Annotated in this window: 19 protein-coding genes; 9 read left to right on the top strand and 10 right to left on the bottom strand. The window is 50.8% G+C overall.

Annotated elements, in window-relative coordinates; genetic code table 11:
- Window positions 1-6: 6 nt before the first annotated feature.
- From modC to BQ6873_RS11690, 4 genes are read right to left on the bottom strand one after another with little or no spacing between them, the layout of a single operon-like run.
- Window positions 7-1,083, bottom strand: a complete 1,077-nt coding sequence (gene modC, locus BQ6873_RS11705) for a molybdenum ABC transporter ATP-binding protein (RefSeq protein WP_076592802.1) — start codon at window positions 1,081-1,083, stop codon at window positions 7-9.
- Entirely contained in the window at window positions 1,080-1,754 is a 675-nt protein-coding gene (gene modB, locus BQ6873_RS11700; RefSeq protein WP_076592801.1) for a molybdate ABC transporter permease subunit, read from the bottom strand. The genes modC and modB overlap by 4 nt, the downstream gene beginning before the upstream one ends.
- A 12-nt stretch (window positions 1,755-1,766) precedes the next feature.
- Window positions 1,767-2,522: a molybdate ABC transporter substrate-binding protein gene (modA, locus tag BQ6873_RS11695; RefSeq protein WP_076592800.1), complete on the bottom strand. Its 756-nt coding sequence runs from the start codon at window positions 2,520-2,522 to the stop codon at window positions 1,767-1,769.
- A gap of 31 nt (window positions 2,523-2,553) precedes the next feature.
- Window positions 2,554-3,348 carry a TOBE domain-containing protein gene (locus tag BQ6873_RS11690; protein ID WP_076592799.1) on the bottom strand — a complete coding sequence of 265 codons (795 nt, stop codon included), beginning with the start codon at window positions 3,346-3,348 and terminating at the stop codon, window positions 2,554-2,556.
- A gap of 251 nt (window positions 3,349-3,599) precedes the next feature.
- On the opposite strand from BQ6873_RS11690, the gene BQ6873_RS11685 reads away from it, so the two are divergent.
- From BQ6873_RS11685 to BQ6873_RS11670, 4 genes are all read left to right on the top strand, one after another.
- Entirely contained in the window at window positions 3,600-4,538 is a 939-nt protein-coding gene (locus BQ6873_RS11685) for a LysR family transcriptional regulator (RefSeq protein ID WP_076592798.1), read from the top strand.
- A gap of 149 nt (window positions 4,539-4,687) precedes the next feature.
- Window positions 4,688-5,890, top strand: coding sequence for an NAD-dependent formate dehydrogenase (locus tag BQ6873_RS11680; RefSeq protein ID WP_076592797.1), 1,203 nt, complete (start codon window positions 4,688-4,690; stop codon window positions 5,888-5,890).
- A gap of 158 nt (window positions 5,891-6,048) precedes the next feature.
- The gene (locus BQ6873_RS11675) at window positions 6,049-6,558 is read left to right on the top strand and encodes an HPP family protein (protein WP_076592796.1); all 510 of its coding nucleotides are present in this window, start codon (window positions 6,049-6,051) and stop codon (window positions 6,556-6,558) included.
- A gap of 325 nt (window positions 6,559-6,883) precedes the next feature.
- A complete protein-coding gene (locus BQ6873_RS11670) occupies window positions 6,884-7,933 on the top strand; it encodes an asparaginase (RefSeq protein ID WP_076592795.1) in 1,050 nt (349 codons plus the stop codon).
- Between the two features lie 84 nt (window positions 7,934-8,017).
- On the opposite strand, the gene BQ6873_RS11665 is transcribed toward BQ6873_RS11670, so the two are convergent.
- A complete protein-coding gene (locus BQ6873_RS11665; RefSeq protein ID WP_076592794.1) occupies window positions 8,018-8,296 on the bottom strand; it encodes a hypothetical protein in 279 nt (92 codons plus the stop codon).
- A 358-nt stretch (window positions 8,297-8,654) separates the two neighbouring features.
- Window positions 8,655-9,077, bottom strand: a complete 423-nt coding sequence (locus BQ6873_RS11660; protein WP_076594095.1) for a winged helix-turn-helix domain-containing protein — start codon at window positions 9,075-9,077, stop codon at window positions 8,655-8,657.
- Between the two features lie 288 nt (window positions 9,078-9,365).
- Between BQ6873_RS11660 and BQ6873_RS11655 the strand changes: the two genes are divergently transcribed.
- The gene (locus BQ6873_RS11655) at window positions 9,366-11,498 is read left to right on the top strand and encodes a TonB-dependent receptor (protein ID WP_157889160.1); all 2,133 of its coding nucleotides are present in this window, start codon (window positions 9,366-9,368) and stop codon (window positions 11,496-11,498) included.
- A 23-nt stretch (window positions 11,499-11,521) separates the two neighbouring features.
- Window positions 11,522-12,355, top strand: coding sequence for a molybdate ABC transporter substrate-binding protein (modA, locus tag BQ6873_RS11650; RefSeq protein ID WP_157889159.1), 834 nt, complete (start codon window positions 11,522-11,524; stop codon window positions 12,353-12,355).
- A 73-nt stretch (window positions 12,356-12,428) separates the two neighbouring features.
- Here the strand turns inward: modA (BQ6873_RS11650) and BQ6873_RS11645 are convergent, their stop codons facing one another.
- From BQ6873_RS11645 to BQ6873_RS11630, 4 genes are all read right to left on the bottom strand, one after another.
- A complete protein-coding gene (locus BQ6873_RS11645; protein WP_076594093.1) occupies window positions 12,429-12,626 on the bottom strand; it encodes a hypothetical protein in 198 nt (65 codons plus the stop codon).
- Between the two features lie 102 nt (window positions 12,627-12,728).
- A complete protein-coding gene (locus BQ6873_RS11640; RefSeq protein WP_076592792.1) occupies window positions 12,729-14,102 on the bottom strand; it encodes a di-heme oxidoreductase family protein in 1,374 nt (457 codons plus the stop codon).
- On the bottom strand, window positions 14,099-15,445 hold the full coding sequence (locus tag BQ6873_RS11635) for an ABC transporter substrate-binding protein (RefSeq protein ID WP_076592791.1): 1,347 nt from the start codon (window positions 15,443-15,445) through the stop codon (window positions 14,099-14,101). Before BQ6873_RS11635 ends, BQ6873_RS11640 begins: the two co-directional genes overlap by 4 nt.
- Before the next feature lie 10 nt (window positions 15,446-15,455).
- The gene (locus tag BQ6873_RS11630; protein WP_076592790.1) at window positions 15,456-17,474 is read right to left on the bottom strand and encodes a TonB-dependent receptor plug domain-containing protein; all 2,019 of its coding nucleotides are present in this window, start codon (window positions 17,472-17,474) and stop codon (window positions 15,456-15,458) included.
- 436 nt (window positions 17,475-17,910) lie between these two features.
- Between BQ6873_RS11630 and BQ6873_RS11625 the strand changes: the two genes are divergently transcribed.
- The 3 genes from BQ6873_RS11625 to BQ6873_RS11615 all read left to right on the top strand — a co-directional run bounded on the left by BQ6873_RS11625 (window position 17,911) and on the right by BQ6873_RS11615 (window position 21,016).
- Window positions 17,911-19,314 carry an L-lactate MFS transporter gene (locus tag BQ6873_RS11625; protein WP_076592789.1) on the top strand — a complete coding sequence of 468 codons (1,404 nt, stop codon included), beginning with the start codon at window positions 17,911-17,913 and terminating at the stop codon, window positions 19,312-19,314.
- Window positions 19,315-19,347: 33 nt separating this feature from the next.
- Window positions 19,348-19,482, top strand: a complete 135-nt coding sequence (locus tag BQ6873_RS11620; protein ID WP_076592788.1) for an MFS transporter small subunit — start codon at window positions 19,348-19,350, stop codon at window positions 19,480-19,482.
- 139 nt (window positions 19,483-19,621) lie between these two features.
- Window positions 19,622-21,016, top strand: a complete 1,395-nt coding sequence (locus tag BQ6873_RS11615; protein ID WP_083664454.1) for a sigma-54-dependent transcriptional regulator — start codon at window positions 19,622-19,624, stop codon at window positions 21,014-21,016.
- The last annotated feature ends 31 nt before the right edge of the window (window positions 21,017-21,047 follow it).

Raw genomic sequence — 21,047 nt, 5'->3', positions numbered from 1 at the left:
ATTCCACTATTTCAAGATGGCGATACCTTTGATCTGCGCGTAGACCGGGCTGCCCGGTGCCAAGCGCATGGCTTCGCAAGACTTGCGTGTGATACGTGCCAGCAGGCGCGTACCGTTGGCATCCAGGCCGATCATGACTTGGCCGATGGCGTCATCTGATAATTCCACTACCGTTGCGGCAACAATATTCAGAATACTGGTATCGCGTTGGGGCGTGAGGCTCAAGCTGACGTCGCGTGCTTGTATGCGCATGCGTATCTGCTGACCCACGGTTGCCTTTTGTTGCGGCAACAATAACTGCCCACCGGAAAACTCCGTGCACGTGAGATGAAACTGAGCATCGTGTTCGGTCACCGTTGCGACAACCAATGCGCTGGCGCTATCACCGTGCGCAACATTCAGATCAAGTCGAGTCAGCAAATCACTGGTGGCACCACTGGCGATGACTCTGCCGTTTTCCAGCAAAACCAGATGATCGGCCAATCGTGCAACCTCATCCGGCGAATGGCTAACGTACACCACCGGGATGTCCAGTTCATCATGCAGTCGTTCCAGATACGGCATGATCTCTTCTTTGCGCTTGGTGTCGAGTGCCGCCAGCGGTTCATCCATCAACAGTATGCGTGGGCTAGTGGCCAACGCTCTGGCAATGGCAACGCGTTGACGTTCACCGCCGGATAATTTATCCGGCTTGCGTTGCAACAGATGGCCGATGTCGAGCAAGGCGACTGCTTGATCGAGCGACACCTGACGTGATGCCTGTGGGATGCGACGCATGCCATATTCCAGATTGCGTTGCACATTCAAATGCGCAAACAAGCTGGCTTCCTGAAACACATAACCGAGTGAACGTTTATGTGTAGGGAGGAAGATGTTGTGCGCATCGTCTTGCCATACTTCGCCATTGATTTCCAGATAGGAACCACTAAAGTGCTCCAGCCCTGTCATCGCCCGCAAGCAAGTAGTTTTGCCGGAACCAGACGGACCGAACAAGGCGGTCACACCACGGCCGGGCAAAGTCAGATCAACATCCAGACCGAAGGCGCCATAAGAGATTTTGAAGCGTGCGCGGATATCTGTCATTTGCGCCGCCCGGTCGGATTCAATGTGTACAGTGCGATCAACACCAGCAGCGAGAAGATCACCATACCGGCTGCCAACCAGTGAGCCTGCGCGTATTCAAGCGCTTCCACATGGTCGTAAATTTGTACTGAAATCATGCGTGTGTGATTCGGAATATTGCCGCCTATCATCAGCACCACGCCGAACTCACCAACCGTATGCGCAAAGCCCATCACGATAGCGGTCAGATAACCTGGTTTTGCCAATGGCAGGGTGACACTGAAAAAAGTATCGAGAGGTGATGCGCGCAAAGTCGCAGCCACTTCCAGTGGGCGATCGCCCATAGCCTCAAAAGCATTTTGTATAGGTTGCACGACAAACGGCATCGAGTAAAAAATCGAGCCTACGAGCAAACCGGTAAACGTGAACGGCAGCGTGCCCCAACCCATAGCTTGCGTCAGTTGGCCGATGGGACCGTTAGGACCTAAGGTGATCAGTAAATAGAAACCGATCACGGTAGGTGGCAGTACGATAGGCAGCGCAACCATCGCGCCTATCGGACCTTTCAACCAAGAACGCGTGCGCGCCAGCCACCACGCCAGCGGCGTGCCTATCAACAGGAGAAGAAGGGTCGTGAGGCTGGCGAGCTTGAGGGTCAGGACAATCGCACCGATATTAGGATCGGTAAACAACGAGAACCTCTCTTACAGATCGTAACCGTAGCTACGGATGATGGCTTTAACTGGTTCCGATTTCAGGTAGTTGACGAATTCAGCCGCAGCTTTATTGTCTTTGCCTTTGTTCAGGATAACAGCATCTTGGCGAATGGCATTGTGCAGATTGGCTGGAACGATCCAGGCCGAACCGCTTTTGATCTTGCCGCCTTCAAACACTTGCGACAGAGCGACGAAGCCGAGTTCTGCATTGCCGGTGGAGATGAAGGTAAAGGTTTGACCGATGCTTTCACCTTGCACGAACTTAGGTTGCAGTGTTTCGTACACGCCCAGTTTTTTCATGGTTTCTTCAGCAGCCAAACCGTATGGAGCCAGCTTAGGTGTAGCCAATGCGATGTGCCCGAAGTTGCCTTTTTTCAGGACTTCACCTTTGGCATCAACGAAGTCTGGCTTAGCCGACCACAACACCAGTTTGCCGGTCGCGTAAGTGAAACGCGAACCAGGCACGATGCCGTTTTCTTTTTCCAGTTTGATCGGTGTTTCATCATCAGCAGCGAGGAAAACATCGTACGGCGCACCATTCGTGATCTGTGCATAGAACTTGCCGGTTGCGCCGAATGAAGGCACAACTTTATGGCCGGTTGCTTTTTCAAAATCAGCGGCGATGACTTTCATCGGTGCGGTGAAGTTGGCGGCAACTGCAACTTGTACCTCTTCTGCCGAAGCGGAAGCGGAGATGCCGAGAGCGAGCAGACCGGAAAGGAGCGAGTACGAGAGTTTTTTCATGATGTATGAGTAAAACGAGTTAAAAAACCTTTTAGGCGGGTACCGCCAGAATAATGTGCGAGGCCTTGATCAAGGCTGTTGCTTGCACACCTTCTTTTAAACCGAGTACTTTGACGCTCTCATTAGTGATGATGGCTGCGACGGTCTTGCCGCCGGGCAGTTCTATCACGACTTCTGCATTGACTGCGCCTTCCTGACAACGAACGACGGTGCCGGTGAGCGAGTTGCGTGCACTGGTTTTGAAATCTTTTTCGACGGTAAGGATGATCCACTGTGCCTTCACCAGCGCGTAGGCTTCGGAGCCTACTTCGAGTGCCAGATGATCGGCGCTGTCGTTGGTGATGATGGCAGCGAGTTTTGCACCGTTGCCGATATCGAGAGTAACTTCTGCGTTGACCGCCCCTTTTTTAACTGCGGTGACGGTTCCTAAAAATTGATTGCGTGCGCTGGTTTGCATATCGAATCTCCGGCTCATTGTGTAGTACTGGTCAAAGTCATCCATAGTGCGGCCTATTGTTGCCGGCACTGCAGCCCATTCCTGTTCCAATCGGCGGTAGGTTGCCACCACACGTCTGCCGTATTCCGTCAGACAGGTGCCACCACCAGTACTGCCGCCTGGCTGGCGTATTACCAGCGGTTCATGCGACAGATTGTTCACCGACTCTACAGCTTGCCAGGCGGCCTTGTAACTCATGCCCATGGCAGTGGCTGCGGCGGAAATTGAGCCGGAAGCATCTATGCGTTCCAGCAGTTCCAAATGGTCCCAGCGCTTGCCGCGAGGCTTGGATAGACCTTCCAGTTTGATGGGCGAAGTTGTCTTGCTCATAACAGTCTCTATCTTTAAAAATGATGAAGGGCTGTTCAGCAAAAGTCGTTATGATACACGATATTACTTTTAACGACATATTGAGAACAGGTGATGTACCGCCATTCTATTTGGCTATCGCTGAGTTCGGGTGCCTATTGGTCGCATTGGCATCAGGGTCATTCCGGAAATCGCGTTGTTAACGGATAAGATCAAAGTCTCGTTCTGCTCCTCCCGGCGTGTCTCGCCATCATTTTCTACAGGCTATATCAATGTTCGTACGTCAGCTTGATTACCTCGTTACCCTCGCAAGAGAGAAACATTTCGCCCGCGCTGCGGAAATTTGCTGTGTTTCCCAACCTGCCTTATCGGCCGCCGTTCGGAATCTGGAAACCGAACTGGGCATCGCCATCGTGCAGCGTGGCCAACGCTTTCAGGGATTTACGCCGGAAGGCGAGCGGATTCTGGATTGGGCGCGTCAGACTTTAGCCGCACTGGAGGGTTTGAAGCAGGAAGCATCGATGTCGCGCGTCAAGCTGACCGGCACGCTGCGCTTGGGCGCGATCCCGACCACGATGCCGATAGTTTCCTTGCTGACCGGACGTTGTCGTGCGCAACACGGCGATTTGCGTCAACTGGTGTTGTCGCTCAGTACTGAAGAAATCATGCGCAGGCTGGATGACTTCGAATTGGATGTCGGCCTGACTTATCTGGAAGACCAGCGACTCAATGGTTTCCATGTGCAACCCTTGTATCGTGAACGCTATATGTTGCTAGCGCGCGAAGGAACCATGCTGGATGGCAAAGAAGAAGTCAGCTGGGAAGAAGCGGCAGAGTTGCCGCTGTGCTTGTTGACTTCACATATGCAGAATCGTCGCATCGTGGATGCCGCTTTCCGTCGTGCGGAGGTACATCCGAATGTGGTGGTGGAGACTGATTCGGTGTTTGCGCTGTATTCCCATGTCAGGCACGCGGATTTATTCAGCGTAGTGCCGCATAGTCTTTTATGCCTGTTTGAACTGCGCGATGAAATGGTCGCGATTCCCATCGTGCCTGAGCTGAGCCGCTCTATAGGACTCATCTCGCTGGACCATGAACCGTGCTCGCCCATCGTCTTGGCCGCGCGCAATATTGCCGAGAAGATCGACTTGCAGGCGCAATTCGACGCTTACATAACTGGCGGCTATCAGCCCATCACATCAAACGATTAGACCGTAAAAAACTTACTCCCTAAGATGGCTTCGCTGGGCATTCATTCTGATGTCCGCTTGCAGAAGAAAAAGAAAATTCAGCTACCGCCAGCAATTTTCAATTCGCTGTAGCAAGCAATTTTATGCAACCAATCTTATGGAGAAGAAACATGGCAAAAGTTTTATGCGTTTTATACGACGATCCAGTCACCGGTTACCCAAAGACATACGCACGCGATGACGTAGCACAACCATCGATCTACCCAGATGGCCAAACGCTGCCGACGCCTAAGGGTATCGACTTCAAACCAGGTACCTTGCTTGGTAGCGTATCCGGCGAACTCGGCCTGCGCAAATACCTGGAATCGAACGGCCATACTCTGGTTGTTACATCCAGCAAAGACGGCGCAGACAGCGTCCTCGACAAAGAATTGCACGATGCAGAGATCATCATCTCGCAACCATTCTGGCCTGCATACATGACAGCAGAACGCATCGCTAAAGCCAAGAAATTGAAAATGATCGTGACAGCCGGTATCGGTTCCGATCACACCGATCTGGAAGCTGCCAACAAGCACAACATCACCGTTGCCGAAGTGACCTATTGCAACAGCCACAGCGTTGCAGAACACGTCGTCATGATGATCTTGTCGCAAGTGCGTAACTACATCCCTTCGTACAAACAAGTGATCGACGGCGGCTGGAACATCGCTGACTGCGTATCGCGTTCATACGATCTGGAAGCAATGAGTATCGGTACCGTTGCAGCTGGCCGTATCGGTCTGCGCGTATTGCGTCTGTTGCATCCATTCGACGTCAAACTGCACTACATGGATCGTCACCGTCTGCCAACAGCAGTTGAGCAAGAGCTCAATCTGACTTACCACAGCACGCTGGAAAGCCTGACCAAAGTCTGTGACGTTGTGACTCTGAACTGCCCGCTGCACCCAGAAACAGAGCACATGATCAACGAAAAAACCTTGAAAAACTTCAAGCGTGGCGCCTACATCATCAACACCGCACGCGGCAAACTGTGCGATCGCGATGCGATTGTCAAAGCGCTGGAAAGCGGTCAACTGGCTGGTTACGCTGGCGACGTCTGGTTCCCACAACCAGCACCAAAAGATCATCCATGGCGCACCATGCCGCACCACGGCATGACACCACACATTTCTGGCACCAGCCTGACAGCGCAAACACGCTACGCAGCAGGTACCCGCGAAATTCTGGAATGCTACTTTGAAGGTCGTCCTATCCGTGACGAATACCTCATCGTTCAAGGCGGCAAACTGGCAGGCGTCGGCGCTCACTCCTACAGTGACGGCAACGCAACCAAAGGTTCGGAAGAAGCTGCAAAATTCCAACCAGCATAAGAAAGAATTGACGAGCCATCGAAGTACCGGATTCGATGGCCTCGTTAAATTATTTAATGCCGACGTGCAGTTCTGACGTCGGCATTTTTTTATTGCGGTGCATGCATTGCCTGCTTCTGTCTTCGCGATGACAGGCATCTATCAGACTAGGTTTTTCTATGCCAAATTCATTCAAGAATTTTTTCACCAGCAGCATGGCGCTGCCGCCTCGACCTACCCTCGCCAATGTATTGTTATCTGGTCTCGGCGGGTTTTTTGCCATCAGTGTGATCGCACTGGCTGCTGACTATACGCAAGCCATTTTGATATTAGGTTCCTTCGGCGCGTCATGCGTGATTGTGTTCGCCCTGCCTGATACACCTTTGGCGCAACCGCGCAATGTGATACTGGGGCATTTCCTGAGTAGCTTGTCAGGTCTGGTTTATTTGAATGTGTTTGGGCCGCATTGGTGGGCTTTGGGTTTGGCGGTAGCTACTGCGATCATTGTGATGATGGCTTGCCGTGTCGTGCATCCACCGGCGGGTTCAAATCCCGTGATTGTTTTTCTCGGCGCACCGGGCTGGAGTTTTTTGTTTTTCCCGACCTTGATCGGAGCTTGCATGCTGGTCGTCGTCGCGATTATTTACAACAACGTGGTTCGTAAAAACAAGTATCCCAAGTATTGGTAGAGGCATGTTGCATGTCTATCAATGAGGCTGGAAATATATGTGGTATAGCATCTATTTCTTAAACGTTCGCTATATTCCATTAATTTGGCGCAACTATTGTCGATAGGTGACTAACTTCTTTTTTCATGCACGGAGAGTGGCGATATCGCATAAGCTCGACTGATTAAATGCGTTTGATTTCTCTCATTATTTTTGCATCCGAGCACACGTAATTAGATCGGTTTGTGATAAACATAGGGGGCAGTACTTTCTTCTCTTGGCGTGCTGCAAATGGCACGTTAAGCAGTTGAATAAAAACCCTAAAAACAAATGAGAGAGACACACAATGACATTGTTCAAGAAGACCGCACTTAGCCTGATTTTATTGGCAGCCATACCTGCTTTTGCACAAAATAAACCTGTCGTGCAATTCATCGCGACCGGCGGCACGATCGCGATGAAAATCGATCCGATCAAAAATGCGCCGGTACCAGCGATCTCGGGTGACGACTTGCTGGCAACGGTTCCTGATGTCGCCAAGTACGCGACCATCGAAGTCAACAATCTTTCCAATGTACCGTCGGATTACATGGACCCGGCGCGTTGGGTGGTGTTGACGAAGGCAGTGCAAACCGCATTGGATCGTAACGATGTTTCCGGCGTGATCGTTTCGCACGGTACAGATACATTGGAAGAAACAGCGTACTGGCTCGATCTGACAGTCAAATCAAACAAACCTGTAGTCCTGATCGGTGCGCAACGCAATGCGTCGGTATCCGATTTTGACGGTCCACGCAATTTGCTGAATGCCGTTCGTATTGCTGTCGATCCGCAAGCGAAAGACAAGGGCACGATGCTGGCGATGAATAACCAGATCAACGCTGCACGTTACGTGACAAAAACGCACACAGGCAATGTGGAAACATTCAAATCAGGCGACTACGGTTTCCTGGGTGAAGTTTATCCAGATCGCGTGACCTTCTCTTACGCACAATTGCGTCGTCAATACATTCCTATCCGCACCGATAAAATGCCAGAGGTAGAAATCATTGCGATGTATGGCGGTGCAGATGGCGCAGCTTTGCGTAATGCCGTTGATCGTGGTGTCAAAGGTGTCGTGGTGCAAGCCTTGGGCATGGGCAATATGAACGTTGCGATGTTCAATGCAGTTAAATATGCGATCTCCAAAAACGTCGCAGTGGTCGTTTCGACCCGCGTACACAATGGTCGCGTGTTACCTAACTACGGCTTTGAAGGCGGCGGCAAAACTTCATACGATGCAGGTGCAGTGATGGCGGATGATTTGAAGCCGGCGAAAGCACGTATCTTGTTGATGCTGTCTCTGCAAAACGGTGTAACGAGCAAAGACGATTTGCAAGCTGCATTTAATCGTTGATGTTTGCGCGCTTGATTGAGTAATCGTCGGGCGCGTTAAATGCGTATGTGATGGATGCTGCCGTGCTGGTGACGGCATGGCAGCTTACAAGGCGAAACGTTCGCCTAATTGATTCAACGATTGCATTAGCTGTTCGCTGGTTTTCGCGGTTGCCTCGTCGATGGCAACCTTGACTATGCGCAGTGTTCTTTGCTCTGCCTCGTGTGCGGAAATCTCATTACCTTCGATCACACCTTCTATCGGCACCAGATTTTCTTTGTGCCACACACGATACGTGCCACCCCATTCGCCAAAGGCGAAACCCCAGGTTTGTTCGGTTGCGGTCACCGAGATGAAATAGCCTTTGTATTCAATCAAAGCCACGATTTTCTTCCTGCAAAAATTCCAACGGAACGTATAAGGTTGCCGACCATTTGATTTGCGCTGTCTGACGCACAGGTCGGAAACTCACTGTAATAACGGGGTCGGTATCTATGCGTGAAAAATTGTGCCTGGATGGGTATTTATTCTGCAGCTTGCTAGCAAAACCGATTTCGTTATGCTCATGAGGATATAGCGTAAACCGTGTAGATGCAAGCTTTGAGCAGGTATCGGCTTAGTAAACTACAGATAAGGATTCGTCAGATGGCAGGAGTGAGCTGTGGTTTTCTGTTCGTAGAAAACGCAGCAAGAGCGATGAGGTACACCAAACGATGAGTCGTTGATGTACTTGCCGTAAAAATTACTTCTTCGCGCTCTTGGCAGGTTTTGCTTTTGCTGCAGGAGTGGCGATTTTTGGTGCTGCGAGCAGTTTGCTGAAGATCGCAAAATCGCTGGCGATGGCTTTCGCCGCTTTGCGTTCCATCGCACGGTAACGCTCAACCACACCATGACCAAAGTCGGTGACGAGCGCCCCACCGCCACCGCTACCACCCGTGCTGGCGATGACGAGTGGTTCGATAAAGGAGGCGTTGGTAGTTTCGACCAGTGACCATGCTCGACGATAGGACATATTCATTTCGCGCCCGGCAGCAGAGATGGAACCTGTGCGTGCGATCGCATCGATCAGATCTGCGCGGCCCGGTCCCATCGCAGTGAGTTCCCCCATCAAAACGCGCACGCGTGGCTGCGGGGAGGTCGATTTTTTTGGCTGGCTTTTAGGCATGGCTAGGGCTTTCTTTTGGACGGACGTATTTTCGCTCAAATCGCTGCGGAACACGCAAGTCTTTCAATGCAGTTTTCCTGAAATCAACACGATGGCGTTGTTGCTACTTTGCCGCAGTCGCATAAATATCGTTATGTAGTTTTAAGTAATGTCGATTAAACTTCGGCCGCAATGCCTGATATGCCAGCGGCATAAGCAAGACTTCCTTTACACGGCGACTTCATACGGATGCTGCCTGCATCGCGTAGTCCAAAGATTTGGACCTTGTTCGTCACTCCTCTATTACTCATGAAGAACCACATAAATAAATCACATATTGCCCGTCGTGCATCGGGCCTGACGGTGTTCGCCATCGCCACCATGAGCGGCGTTTTGCCTGTTGCTTCTCTTGCAGCAGATAAAGCGGCCGTGCTGGAAACAGTTGACGTTGTCGGCACAGGTGCACCTGCCTACAAGACAGAAACAGCGAATATCGGACCATTAGGCGAAAAGAGCGTGCTGGATACGCCGTACGCAATCAACGTCGTGCCGGCTGAACTGCTGGAGAACCAGCAATTGAAAAGCGTGCGCGAAGCCTTCCGTTACATGCCATCGGTACAAGGCGAGAACATTCGTCCGCAAACGCGTGGCTTGCAAGCCGGCGTCGTACAGAACACACGCATAGACGGCATGAATATCGCTGCGACTACCGACTATCCTATCGAGCAGTTTGATCGTATTGAAGTATTGAATGGATTGGCGGGCGCATTGTATGGTCCGGCCAGTCCTGCCGGCACCTTCAACTATGTCTTGAAGCGGCCGACGGAAACGCCGCTGCGTCGCTTTACGCTTGGTTACGCCAGCCAGGGTTCCGCATCGGTTAGCGCCGATATCAGTGATCGTTTTGGTGAAGATAAGCGTTACGGTTTTCGCGTCAATTTGCTGGATGAGGGTGGCGAAAGCTATGTTGATCGTAGCAAGCTGGATCGCAAGCTGGCAAGTCTGTCCTTCGATGTGCAACTGACGAGCGATACCAAGCTGGAAACGAATATCAGCCGTTATCACTACACGAGCAAAGGTTTGCCAGGCACGTTCGCATTGAATAACGCGACTATCGTGTTTCCTACAGCACCAGATCCAAAACGCGTTGGTTATGGCCAGCCTTTTGCTGGTGACGATAACGTGACGGAAACTTATAGCGCGCGTATCAAACATCGTCTTAATCAGAATTGGAATCTGACAGCTGGTGTACTGAAGCAAAGCAGTGATCGTGCGTCTACAGTACCGACTAATACGTTGACGAATAATGCAGGTGCCTACAACGTAAAAGTAGCAACGACTAGTTTCAGTTTGGATGAAATTCTCAGCCATACCGTTGCGTTGAATGGACGTGTCAGCACCGGCAGCATGACACATGACATCGTGGTATCCGCAACAGGATTTGAATGGGATCGTTACCGACCATTTCAGACAGGTGCGATCACACTCGGCAATTCAACTCTGGGTAATCCGGCTATTTTCAATCAACCTGTTTTTTCGGATTTCAAGAATCGTTACAAGGCACAAACTGTTCGACAACAATCCGTCACAGTCGGAGACACGCTCGGCTTGAATGAACAGTGGTCGATCGGTTTGTTTGCGAGTCAGAGTTGGATTGATCAGCGTGGCTACAATCCCAACGGTACAACAGTAGCGACATCTGCTTACAACGATAGTGGTCTCAGCACTAATGCGACGGTTTCATACAAGCCGCAAAAGAACATGACGATCTATGCATCTTATGCGGACAGCCTGCAGCAAGGCGATACATCAGGTACGACAACGCTGGCACCTTACCGCAGCAAGCAGTGGGAACTGGGCTACAAACTTGCATTTGAAAAAATGGGCTTCAGCGCCGCTTTGTTTCGCATCGAGCGTCCGTTCGCCTTTGCTGCCAATGGTGTGTTTGCCGTGCAAGGCGAGCAGCGTAATCAAGGTCTCGAATTGATGGCAAACGGCGCACTGACACGCAATCTCACCTTGTATGGTGGCCTGACTTATCTTGATCCACGTTTACTGAATACGAACAGCCCTGCGACTTCGAATAAACAAATCATGGGCTTGTCGCGCATAGTCAGCAATATCTTGCTGGACTACCGCGTCGCGATGATACCTGGCTTAGGGCTTAGCCTGAACGTCAGTCATGCAGGCAGTCGACAAGGTGACAACATCAATAGCTACAAAGTAGATGGCTATACGGTGATGGATCTGGGCGCGCGTTACACGACGCAATTAATGGGACGCCCGACTACATGGCGTCTTGCCATCAACAATGTTACTGATGAGCGTTACTGGGCCAATATCGTACCAAGTGGACAGAACGGTTATACCGGTGCAGATAATGGTACCGGCACACTGGGTGCCCCGCGCACTATCCGTGCATCTATGCAAATGGATTTCTAATTTTTCCTGAAAGCGAAATCATTGTGAAGAAAATAGTTTTTTCTTATATGGCTTTACCGCTGATGCTGGTTAGTGTCAGCGCTGCGGCCGTCACACCCTTGCCATCAGCACCTATCAAGGTGTTGGCTGCAGGTAGCTTGACCGGTGCGATGACAGCTGTCGCGCAGCTCTATACGCAACAGACCGGACAAAAGATCGATGCGCAATTTGGTCCTGCCGGTTTATTGCGTGAGCGCATAGAGAGCGGTGAACAAGCCGATATCTTTGCGTCAGCGAATATGGAGCATCCGCAAGCTTTGGCCGATCAAGGTATCGCAACACCAGCAGTCGTGATGGTACGCAATCGTCTGTGCGCGAAAGCTTTGCCGGACTACAAGTTGACGACAGAAAACTTGTTGGATCGTTTACTCGATCCGCAAGTCGGCCTCGGTACTTCAACACCAAAAGCTGATCCGGGCGGTGATTATGCGTGGCAAATGTTTGCCAAGGCCGAGAAAGTTCGTCCCGGTGCGCAAGCAATTCTGGAAGCAAAAGCGCAGCAACTGGTCGGTGGAAAAAACAATCCGCCGGTTCCAGCTGGGCGCAATGCAATGGAATATTTTTTCGCGGAAAAGAAGGTGCAGATATCGCTGGGTTATTGCAGTGGTCGTCAGACCACACCTGACCCCAAGTTCGCCAGCGTGCCATTGCCGGCAGCATTGGCAATCACACCTAGCTATGGTTTATCGGTGATCACACGCGAGAAAAAATCGCATGAAGCCGCTTATCGATTCGCGCTTTTCCTGTTAAGCCCGCAAGCGCAGAAGCTGATGGCGCAATACGGATTTACGCCAGTGACAGTGCCAGCCGAAGATTGATATTTGTTGGATGCAATAAAAAAAGCGCGCCTTGAACATTCAGGCGCGCTTTTTAGTTTTCAGTGTCTGGCGTTCAGGCCAATGCTTCTTTCGCCGCTTCTTCCGGTGTCAGGCCGTCATAGAACAAATCGGTGAACCATTCGATCTGCTCTTCAATATGATCTTGCGCTTCTGCCAAGGTGGCACCGCCGGCGACCAGGAAGCCTTCTACTTCTATGCACCAGTTCAGGACGGCTAGTGTTTCTGGGTCCAGTTCTTCTTTCTTTGCCATGATCTTCTCTTCCATTTATACGTCGATGACGACAGTTTTACATGAGAGTCGAGATAGGGGAAGCAGGATATTTTGTCCTGCAAATTTGGCAACGGATTGTATTCAGAGCGATTCCAGAAAACGCAGCAAGGCAGTGCGATCTTCGGTCGACATCGCGCGTACTGCTTCCTTCGAGTAGTTGCCTTCGCCGCCATGCCACATGATGGCTTCCAGCAAGGTGCGAGCACGACCATCATGCAGATAGCCGGCATCGGGATTGACCTTGTGTGTCAGCCCTATGCCCCACAAAGGTGGCGTGCGCCATTCTTTGCCGGTGGCAAGATAATCGCTACGGCCATCGGCCAAACCTGGCCCCATATCGTGCAGCAACAAATCTGTATAAGGGCGTATCAACTGGTTGGACAAGGCTGGCAACGCAGCATCAGGACGGGTACGTAATGGCGATGCGTGACAGGCAATGCAACGTGCTTGTACAAATAAACGATTGCCGTGGATTACTTGTTTGTTATTCACATCGCGTCGTGCCGGTACCGCCAACATGCGCGTGTAGAACACGGTCGCATACAGCTCAGCGCGCGTCAGTTCAGGTTCGCCACCGGACGGTGCGCGCTGGCAGGCGGTTTGTACCTTGGTACAATTTTCTTGCGGAATCAGAGGTGACGTAATGCCGAGGTCGCCGGAGAAAGCATTCGCGATTTGCTCGGTCAGTGTCGCGACATTCGCCTTCATGCCGAAGCGTCCTATTGCTTCCTTTTGCGCCATCGCATCCCAGACCATATTCACGCGTCCGGCGATGCCATCCGGCTTGGCCTGTTTTGCCATTGCCAATATGGTTTCGTCGCTGACCGCTTCCAGCAGGCCGAGGCCATAGATAACCGGGCCTACGCGTGGTGACACCATGACATCTGTGCCGAGCGCACCGTAGGCCATTTCCTTGAAATGGACATTCGGTTTGCGCAGCGTGACTTTGGTGCCGTCGGCCAGTGTTTCTACATTTTCGTCATAGATCAGGAAGCCTATGCCTTCGCCGGGTACACCAGGCACGCCGCGTTCATTCAACTGATCGCCATACGCGGGATGCGGTTTCGGACCGCCATGCGGATTGCTGCCGGGTATGCTGAGGCGCAAGAGCATCGCTTGCATGGTGCCATCAGGACCATCAGGTGCGCCGCCGCGGCCATTTTTGGCATGGCAGGCAATGCAGGAAATGCGGTTGTATAGTGGGCCGAGTCCGGCCGCCCTGTCATTCGCCGGTGCGACTACCCACGATTGGCGGAACAAGCCGCGGCCTTGGATGAATGCGGCCATATTGTCCGTATCCATAACCGGACTGGCTTGCGAATATGCGTCGCGGCTGTCGTCAAAGACGGTAGCGCTGCCGCCGCTCAGTGACTTGGTATCAATGTTGGCGGTACCACTTAACAGCAAGGCTACTGGCAACACACCCAGATAGCCGATGAAACGTTTGAATTTCACTGGGCACTCGCTTGCTTGCCCGTTGCGTTTAATACTTCCTGCGCTAGTTGTTCTGCACGTGCACGGTTTTCCCGGATGCGCGTAGTCCATTGCGCAGTAATCGCATCATTGCGGTGAGCGTCTGTTGTTTCATCAAAGGCGAACACAAACTGTGGCGCGAGCGCAGTGGCTTCTGCTTCGCTCACTGGTATCGTATCGAGCAAGCCGCGTGCTTGAGCAGCTTTTGCTTTCAATACCGGAGTGTTTGCTGCACGCTCGGCCTGAATGACCTTGTCATTCGCCGAACGCAGACGCACATGTTCATTGCTGATCAACACATCAAACAAAGTGTTGTTGAAGCCCTGACGTGCCAATGCACGTTCGGTATCAAAGACAAAAGGCATGGCCTTGGCAGCTTCGAACGGATCGTAGTAGCCGGCTGGTTTGTCTGCATACACTGCAGGACGTACCGGCAATTTACGGATGTCATGATGGAACAGTATCTTCTGCCCTTCATCCGACAATACGAAAGTAGCGAAGGCGCGAGCAGCTGCCAGATTCGGTGCGCCCTTCATGATGCCGACATGCGCTGGCGAGTAACCAGTAATGCCGGGATAAATAAACTGGATAGGCGCGCCATTGGCTATCGCCGATTTGATGAAGAAGTCGATAGACACGCCGACACTGGCCTGACCGTTACGGACGTCATCGGAAATATTTGCACCGCCTTGACCCAATAGGTGCGCATTGCTGCCTATGGATTGCAGCAAGGCCCAGCCTTTATCCCAGCCATATCCTTGCAAGATGATGTCTATGAGGATCGGTGCGAAGCCGACTTTGCCCGGGATCGGGAAAACGATTTCGTCTTTCCACTCAGGGCCGGTCAGGTCTGTCCATTGTTTTGGTTGCGGCAATTTTTTGTCTTGCAGGCGCTGCGGATTGATCGCAAAGCCATAGCCTGCAATTTCACTTGCGAGATAGAAGTCGGCAGGATCGGAGATCGGGAAGCCGCCAACTTTGGCAGGCAGGCCCTTCATATCCAGATCGGGACGGCGGAATGCACCTTCTTTGGCGAGGATTTGGAAATTACGTTGTGCCGGTGTCCAGTAGACATCGACATTACCTTGATTCGGTTTGCGCAGGTAAGACAGCGCATCACCGGAACGACGCCAGAGTATTTCAACGCGGGTACCGGGATGCGCTTTTTCAAAAGCAGCTTCGAAACGCGCCACCACTTCTTCCGGATAACTGGTCATGACCACAACCTTGCCAGCGGGTTTATCTGCCGCCACAGCGATGACAGATGCAAAGCCGAAGATCGCAGTAGCGATCAGCTTACGGAGAGAAAGTGATGTGCGTAGCATAGTGAAACTCTTAGAAACGGTAGTTCAAATTAGCGAAGAGGTTACGGCCTTCTTCGTAGAAGCCTTCAGTGTATGCATAGTTACGATCGAACAGATTGTTTACACCTGCTTCGATCGTCACATCTTTCTGGATGGCATAACTAATTTTCGCGTTCGCAACTGTGAAAGCAGGAGTGTCTCTAAAAACACCATTGAGGCCCGTGTATTGATGAGTACGATATACGGCGTTACCGATAACATTAAGTTTCGGTGTAGCTGCCCATTTTGCATAGGCAAAGAACTTACTCAACGGGACTTCAGTCAGTTTGACACTAGGGTTTGATTTGTTTTCTCTGTGTGTGTAAGTGTAGTTCCCACCGATTTCAAGATTGTCAGTGATGAAATTGGTTATTCCTAACTCAATACCTTTAGTTCTGACGTCGCCGACGTTCTGTACCTGATTACACGTACTTGTACCGCATACGGTTCCTGGAACAGGGACCGATTGCATCATGTCAGTAATCTCGCTGTAGAAGATGGCAGCCTCTACACGCAGTTTAGGATTCAGTTTTTCGGAGAACCCTAATTGATAGTTGGTGGCACGTTCTACATCCAAACTAGGGTTTGGAATGTTTGAACCCAAGCCGCCCGAATAACGATTTTTGATTGTCGGGAAGCGAGATTTTCGAGCGATCGTAAAGTAGGCATTACCTGTTTCTGATGTGTGGTAAATCAAGCCAGCTTGTGGATTGAACGCAGACGTGTCGGTAGGTGCGTAGTTGATAATACCCAGAGTCGAATCATATTTTTGAGCCTGCTTACCTTTGCGCGTGTCATAGCTTGCGCCAGTAACCAAGTCCAATTTGCTTGTCAATTTGTGAGTATCTTCAATACTGATTGACGTTGTTCTGTCTTGAGAATGTTGAGTCGGCTCGCCAAGATTATGTTCTTTATGAATGTCTTCTTTTAAATGTAAGGCGACCTTTAAGGTATTGATATCAGAGATTTTTGTCCCGAATTCAACGCTACCGCCATAAGTGTGGTCGTCGTAAAAACTATAAAAAGAACTTCTTTTGGTGACAGTTGAGTAGCGTGCATCATCGTATGCGTTCAAGCGATTTGTGAACTTGTCATAGTAGGCACGTACTTTGACATAAGAGTTTTGACCGATTGCAGTATTGGAAATGAAATACACACTCTCTTTATCCCATGCTGGCCATTGCCAGTAGTTGGCGGTCGCCAAGGTGCCAGCATATGGTGGGCTACCTTTTTCACCTTTTTGGTTGATGTAATTCAGCGAGTATTCATCTGTTGTATTTGGCGTCAGGCCGACCTTGATATTGATTTTCTTGTCGTTGCTATAGGCATTGCGGCGCTCGCGATCAGGTTGTGTTGCAACAGGACGGAAGTCGCGGGATAGCGTGTAACCATCCGTGTCCAGATAAGACATGGCGAGTTGCGCGTACCACATGCCTTGATTGGTGCCGAGATTAATGTTGGCGTTGTTGCCATTGGAATTGAATTTGTCATTGGATCGAATGCCGACGCCAATATTGCCTTCGAATGCTTTGACTGGACGGCGGCTGATCAAGTTGATTGCGCCACCAATGGTATTTGGACCGTATAGAACGGAACTGAAACCCTTTGCAACTTCAATGGATGCCAGATCGTAAGTAGTAAAGCGTGCCATGTCGACATTGCCATCGTAGGACACATAAACAGGAATGCCGTCAATAAATACAGGAACTTGGCGGCTATCAAAGCCGCGTACGTAGACCATACTTTCATTACGTTGGCCGCCACCTGTTACGGTGACGCCTGGCAAGATATCAAGCGCCTTCTGCAGGGTCTCACGATTGAAATCATCCATCTCCTCGCGGGTGACGGTAGCACCACCTGTTGCAGGTGTCGCCGTGCCTGATCCTGCGACATTGATTTCGCCGAGCGTAAAGACATTGGATTCATTAACCGGTTCTGCTGCAAATGCAGTGCTACCGAACGCAAGCAGCAAGGATGCTGCGATGGTGGTACGAGACAACTGGTAACTCATTTCACTCCCTCAATTTATTGGCTTCTCTGATTGCTGCGTTGTAGCCAATCAGGAATAACGGCCATTTTTTAAAAAGCGAGAGTATATACGTTATATATTTGTACGACATAACGTTTTAACGGAAAATTAACGGGGTTTGATGACTATTTGCAACAATTTGCAAGCTGGTATGGCAGGTTTGGATGTGGATTTTGTCTTGCAAGAAGAGGGTCAAATTGTCGCTACGGTCGGTCAAATTGTCTCACTTGATGAGTCATATGTTTTTATAAAAATCATTAATAATCAATAGCTTGTATAGCTTTATCTGTCTGGCATGTCGATTGCCTATAGGTCCGGGCTTGGTGAAGAAGCTTCGCCGCAGACGATGCATGAGCGTCGTCGAAAAACGCCTCGCAACACAGCGATGTTGCGAACAAGATCAAATGAGGAGATTTACATGCTCGATTTTTTTGCAAAAGATAAAAGTGTCGCCGGCCCCGGCTTCAATCGTTGGATGGTGCCGCCGGCTGCATTGGCAGTTCATCTTTGTATCGGACAGGCTTACGCATTCAGCGTATTCAATGGTCCATTATCCAAACTGATAGGTATCGATAGTCCGGCACCAGATGACTGGAAGCTGACTACGCTAGGTTGGATCTTCAGTCTGGCGATTGTATTCCTCGGTTTGGCTGCTGCTTTCGGTGGTAAATGGCTGGAAAAAGTCGGCCCACGCTTGACGATGTTTGTCGCGGCTTGTTGTTTCGGCGGCGGCTTTTTGATTTCTGCGATCGGCGTTTCGCTGCATCAGATTTGGTTGGTGTATCTCGGTTATGGCGTCATCGGCGGTATCGGTTTGGGACTCGGTTATGTTTCTCCTGTCTCAACGCTGATCAAATGGTTTCCGGATAGACGCGGCATGGCAACCGGCATGGCGATCATGGGTTTTGGCGGCGGCGCGATGATAGGCGCTCCTTTGTCCGTCTATCTGATGGATCATTTCAAAACAGCGACTTCCGTCGGTGTGACGGAAACCTTTGTCGTGATGGGCGTGTTGTACTTCATCTCGATGACGATAGGTGCGATGGCGATTCGTATCCCTGCGCCGGATTGGAAACCAGCCGGCTGGGTACCGCCTGTGGTCGAGAACAAGATGATCACCAAGCATCATGTGGATATTGATCAAGCGATGAAGACACCGCAGTTTTATCTGTTGTGGTTGGTACTGTGCCTGAATGTGACGGCGGGTATCGGCGTGCTGGGTCAGGCTTCAGTGATGATTCAAGAAACCTTCAAAGGCTCGGTTTCAGCTGCAGCAGCTGCCGGTTTTGTTGGCTTGCTCAGCGTGTTCAATATGGGCGGTCGCTTCTTCTGGTCGTCGGCATCAGATTATTTAGGTCGCAAGCGTACTTACTTCATCTTCTTCATCGTTGGTGCGATCCTGTATGCCTGTATTCCTTACACCGGACATAGCGGTAGCGTTGCCTTGTTCGTACTGTTCTACGGCATCATCGTCAGCATGTACGGTGGCGGCTTCTCGACAGTGCCTGTCTATCTGGCCGATCTGTTCGGTACCAAGTTTGTTGGTGGCATCCATGGTCGTTTGTTGACAGCATGGGCAGCTGCAGGTGTGCTCGGTCCGGTGCTGGTGAACTACATCCGCCAATATCAAATCGATCAAGGTGTGGCCAAGGGTGAGGCGTATGCCGTCACCATGTACATCATGGCTGGTTTGTTATTGCTGGGCTTTATCTGCAACTATTTCATCAAGCCGGTCGATGCAAAACATTATCTGCGTGAGGATGCTGCGAAAAACAACAATTCCATGCGCGCTGGTAATGCGCAACCTGCTGGTGCGCGTTAAGCGCCCTATCGATATCGCGCAAAGGAGAAATGTATGAACGCAACAACATCGCATAGCACCAAGAAAACCAGCCCGATTGTCGTGACTGTTTTCTGGTTGTACGTGAGTATTCCCCTGATCTGGGGTGTATCGTCCACCATGCAAAAGGCAATGGCTTTGTTCCATTAGGATTTACTAGCAAGACGAAGATAAAAGCGAGGTACCTTTGGGTGCCTCGCTTTTTCCATTTGTATGCAGCAGGATGAGAAAATATGGGTTATAAGAAAACATCATCCATAGTCCGTGCTTATCCCACACAGAATTAAATATGAGCGCTGCAACTCCTCCCATTAATACAGAAACAGATGAGCCTTTCGTTGAAGCATTTGGCGGCTGGCAAGAACGCTCGATCCTGATCGTCGATGATGAGCCTGGCATGCGCAGTTTTTTGCAGCGCACTTTGATTGGTCGTTGCAATCGGGTAGAAGCCGTCGAGTCGGTGGAAGATGCCAACGTCTTGTTGGGACAACGACATTTCGATTTGATCATTCTGGATAACTCCTTGCCCGGTAAATCTGGTGTCGACTGGTTGCAGGAAGTTCGCGAACTTGGTTTGCATAACGACGTTGTATTGATCACCGCTTTCGCAGATTTGGAAACAGCGATTCGCGCTCTGCGTGCTGGCGCTGCTGATTTCTTGTTGAAGCCATTTCGCGTGAATCAAATTTTGAGTGCCATCGGACGTTGTTTCGATCGGGCACATTTACGTCGCGAGAATTTTATTTTGCGTCGCGAGCTGGATACACATGTTGATCTGGCTGGTGTCGATGGTTTGGTCGGACAGTCTACCGCCTTGCAACCGATACGTGATGCGATCAAGCGTTTGGCGACAGTGCCGAGCACGGTATTGATTACCGGCGAATCGGGTACCGGCAAGGAGATCGCTGCGCGTGCCATGCATAAGCTCAGTAATCGTTCCGGCAATAATTTTGTTCCCATTAATTGCGGTGCAGTTGCGCCCGATATTATCGAGAGCGAATTGTTCGGACACATCAAGGGTGCGTTCAGTGGTGCGGCTTCATCGCGTGAAGGTTTGTTCTTCTATGCACAAGGTGGCACGCTCTTCCTCGATGAGGTGGCTGAATTGCCGCTGGCGATGCAGGTCAAATTACTGCGCGTACTGGAAGAGAAAAAAATTCGTCCGGTCGGTGCCGAGCGCGAGATACCGGTTGATGTGCGCGTGATTGCAGCGACCAATCGCAATGTGGAAGATGCCGTGCGCGAAGGTCGCTTCCGCCAAGATTTGTATTACCGATTGAATGTGGTGCAGATACACATGCCGCCGCTGCGTGAACGCACCGATGATATCCCTGCATTGGCAGAATATTTTGTGCGGCAGTTGTCGCAACAATTAGGTGTCGCAGCGAAGAAACCGGATAGCGCATTGTTCGCATCTTTGGCCTCGTATGCATGGCCGGGAAATGTACGTGAGTTGCGTAACCTGATTGAACGTTGGCTGATACTCGGTAATATTTCTGACGTCACTTCCAGTACGACCGCTGCATCGGTGATCAATAACAACGATGTGACATTAGAGGCCGTCGAGAAACAACACATCCTTAAAATTCTGGCGGAAGTTGATGGCAATAAATCAGAAGCCGGTCGTCGTCTCGGCATTTCGCGCAAGACGCTAGAGCGTAAATGCGCTGAATGGGGCATGTAAATTTTGTCCACCGTGCGTCGATTTTTGCTAT

The sequence above is a fragment of the Herminiimonas arsenitoxidans genome (genome assembly GCF_900130075.1).
GTDB lineage: Bacteria > Pseudomonadota > Gammaproteobacteria > Burkholderiales > Burkholderiaceae_D > Oxalicibacterium > Oxalicibacterium arsenitoxidans.
The sequence above is the reverse complement of the archived record's forward strand: the minus strand, read 5'-3'. Positions and strand labels throughout refer to the sequence as shown.

What these genes read in the sequence shown, in the direction of transcription:
- modC (WP_076592802.1), bottom strand. Translation starts at nt 1,083, where the DNA reads ATGACAGATATCCGCGCACGCTTCAAAATCTCTTATGGCGCCTTCGGT.
- modA (WP_076592800.1), bottom strand. Translation starts at nt 2,522, where the DNA reads ATGAAAAAACTCTCGTACTCGCTCCTTTCCGGTCTGCTCGCTCTCGGC.
- BQ6873_RS11690 (WP_076592799.1), bottom strand. Translation starts at nt 3,348, where the DNA reads ATGAGCAAGACAACTTCGCCCATCAAACTGGAAGGTCTATCCAAGCCT.
- BQ6873_RS11685 (WP_076592798.1), top strand. Translation starts at nt 3,600, where the DNA reads ATGTTCGTACGTCAGCTTGATTACCTCGTTACCCTCGCAAGAGAGAAA.
- BQ6873_RS11680 (WP_076592797.1), top strand. Translation starts at nt 4,688, where the DNA reads ATGGCAAAAGTTTTATGCGTTTTATACGACGATCCAGTCACCGGTTAC.
- BQ6873_RS11675 (WP_076592796.1), top strand. Translation starts at nt 6,049, where the DNA reads ATGCCAAATTCATTCAAGAATTTTTTCACCAGCAGCATGGCGCTGCCG.
- BQ6873_RS11670 (WP_076592795.1), top strand. Translation starts at nt 6,884, where the DNA reads ATGACATTGTTCAAGAAGACCGCACTTAGCCTGATTTTATTGGCAGCC.
- BQ6873_RS11660 (WP_076594095.1), bottom strand. Translation starts at nt 9,077, where the DNA reads ATGCCTAAAAGCCAGCCAAAAAAATCGACCTCCCCGCAGCCACGCGTG.
- BQ6873_RS11655 (WP_157889160.1), top strand. Translation starts at nt 9,366, where the DNA reads ATGAAGAACCACATAAATAAATCACATATTGCCCGTCGTGCATCGGGC.
- BQ6873_RS11645 (WP_076594093.1), bottom strand. Translation starts at nt 12,626, where the DNA reads ATGGCAAAGAAAGAAGAACTGGACCCAGAAACACTAGCCGTCCTGAAC.
- BQ6873_RS11635 (WP_076592791.1), bottom strand. Translation starts at nt 15,445, where the DNA reads ATGCTACGCACATCACTTTCTCTCCGTAAGCTGATCGCTACTGCGATC.
- BQ6873_RS11630 (WP_076592790.1), bottom strand. Translation starts at nt 17,474, where the DNA reads ATGAGTTACCAGTTGTCTCGTACCACCATCGCAGCATCCTTGCTGCTT.
- BQ6873_RS11625 (WP_076592789.1), top strand. Translation starts at nt 17,911, where the DNA reads ATGCTCGATTTTTTTGCAAAAGATAAAAGTGTCGCCGGCCCCGGCTTC.
- BQ6873_RS11620 (WP_076592788.1), top strand. Translation starts at nt 19,348, where the DNA reads ATGAACGCAACAACATCGCATAGCACCAAGAAAACCAGCCCGATTGTC.
- BQ6873_RS11615 (WP_083664454.1), top strand. Translation starts at nt 19,622, where the DNA reads ATGAGCGCTGCAACTCCTCCCATTAATACAGAAACAGATGAGCCTTTC.